The following is a 2,422-nucleotide window of genomic DNA, read 5'->3' as shown; positions in this document are numbered from 1 at the left end:
ACAACAAGCACCGTCAGCACAAACTGATACACATAAAACCCACAAAAACGGCGCGCTTGCCCAACGCGCCGCTGCCGCCAAAAAAATCGGGCAGCAATTCTAGTTGTTGTAGTACTTGTTGGCGTAGCTGCCGTAGGAATAGCCGTATTGCCGAGCACTGCGGGCATTGATCTGACTCAGTACAAGCCCGGTCAGGCGCTGATTGTCGGTGTGGAACAGTCGCATGGTTTCAGCGAGATCCTGTTCGGACGTGTCGTTCCATTTGACGGTCAGCAGCACCGCATCTGCGTTGCGCGCAATCAGGCGCGCGTCAGAAACCAGCAAGGTCGGTGGCGTGTCGATCAGGATGATGTCGTACTTCTGGCGCAAATCCTCCAGGAACAACCGGAACCGTTCGGATGCGAAGAGGTCCGCCGCGTTGGCCGAGGTCTTCTCGCCGGCTAGGATGTCACAACCCAGCAGCGGGTCTTGAAAGATTGCCTCCTGCGCGGTTGAGTCCCCGGCCAGAACCGAAACGATCCCGTTCTTCGGCACACCCTGCAATTGCTCCGTCATGGTCAAGCGCCGAATATCGCCTTCGACCAGCAATACCTTTTTGCCTATACCGACAAAATTCTGCGCCAGCGCCAACGCATTCGTTGTCTTGCCTTCACCCGGTAGCGAAGAGGTGATCACCACAACCTGCGGTGGGCGGTCCACATTGGACAACATCAGTGAGGTGCGCAGGTTGCGTACCGCCTCGGCCGTGGCAGATGAGGGTTTTTCCGCGAGATACTCCAGTACCTTGCGGCGCCCGCGGCCGGGAAAGACGGGTATCTGACCCAGAACGCTGTAACCGGTTTTGCGCTCTAGTTCCTGGGCCGTGCGGTAGCCTTTACGCCGTGCCTCGGCCAGCAACACGATACCGACGCCCAGCAGGAGGCCCAGAATGGTTGAAAGCGCAAGGATCAGAGACTTTTTCGGTTCCGAAGGGTTGCCCGGGATTACGGCGCTCGACAATTGCCGACTGTCGGCTTTCTGGATGCCTTCCTGCGCCGATGTCTCTTTCAGGCGGGCCAGGAAATACTCGTATAGCAGCCGAACGGCTTCCGCCTCGCGTGCCAGCTGCTGCAGGGTAATCAGATCCGCACTCTGCTGCGCGATCTTCTGGCCCAGCTCGTCGGCTGACAGCGTCAGGGCCTGAACCTGCTGCGTTGCCCGCCGAGCTTCAAGCGCAGTCCGCGCAACCAGGCGCTGGAAGGCGGTGTCAAAGTCGGCCTCACCGGCATCTGAGTCGTCGATCTGGCCAAGCAGTCGTTGCAGTTGCGGGTCCTGGCTGGCGGCAGACTGGGCCGCGCGGGTCTCGGCGGTGTTCAACGCGTCATACCGGGTCTGCGCCGAGATGCGGGTCGCCTCGGCTGACTCGCGGCGTTCGCGCAAGTCCTTTAGCTGCACTTCCTGCAATTGCAGCGCTTCGGGTGAGATCAGCGCTGTCGTCGAATTGAATTCGTTGACCTTTGCCTCGGCGGTTTCCAGATCGATCTGCAGTTCGGCCACGCGGTCGGTCAGCCAGGCGGTCGCCTGTTCGGTGGCGTCGAATTTCACTTCGATCTGGTTCAGAACGTAAAGCTCGACAATCGTGTCCGCGATCAGGGCCGATTTGCGCGCCGATTTGGTTTCGGCCGTCACCTCGAACACAAGGCTTTGCGCCACGTTGCGTACCGAAACCTTATCGAGCAGGGCCGAGATCACATCGTCGCGTAGCAGCCGTTCAGCCAGTTCTTCAGAGACAGGCTCGGGGTTGGGTTCGGCCCCAAACACCGATTTGATAAACTGTTTGACCCCGTCGAGCGCAGAGGCCGGGACTAGGTCAGTGTTGAACTCGGGGTCCGAGACCAGTTCAAGCCTGTCGACAACCTTGCCCATCAAGCCGCGGGACCGGAGCACTTCCAGCTCGGAATTGACCTCGGCCGTGTCTCCCGCCAGGCCGCCCACCACGCTTTGCAGATCAACCACGCTGGCCTGATCGGTTTCCAGCATGACCACGGCGGTGGACTTGTACAAGGGGACAGCGACGACAAAGGCATAAAAGGCTCCGACCAGAATGGTCACGGCGGTGGTCAGGGTGATGATCCACTTGCCACGCCACAAAGTACCCGCCAAAGCGGCCAGGTCGATGGTGTCATTTTGCGGCGTGTCACTTGCCGGGGATCGGTTCGATGTGAACTGCGCGTCGTGTATCGGAGCTTGCTTCATATCAAGAATACGATTCCAAAAGCCTGGCACACGCGAAACGCGTGTGCCGCTGCTCTGTACATGGTCCCAAAGCAAGAATAAAGGTCTGTGCGCCCGTTACTTTCCGGTTCTGCGAAGCACGGTTGAGGCGGTCTGGGAGATGATCCTGATATCGTTAAGAAAGCTGCGCCGGTTCAGGTAGGCAACA

Annotated in this window: 1 protein-coding gene; it reads right to left on the bottom strand. The window is 59.2% G+C overall.

Annotated elements, in window-relative coordinates:
* Positions 1-99: 99 nt before the first annotated feature.
* Complete coding sequence (locus ACR1XY_RS24340) at positions 100-2,235, bottom strand: polysaccharide biosynthesis tyrosine autokinase (protein ID WP_480597352.1); 2,136 nt, start codon at positions 2,233-2,235, stop codon at positions 100-102.
* Positions 2,236-2,422: the final 187 nt, after the last annotated feature.

This window comes from Ruegeria sp. AD11(2025) (assembly GCF_056542405.1).
This window is presented reverse-complemented; position numbering and strand designations above follow the sequence as displayed.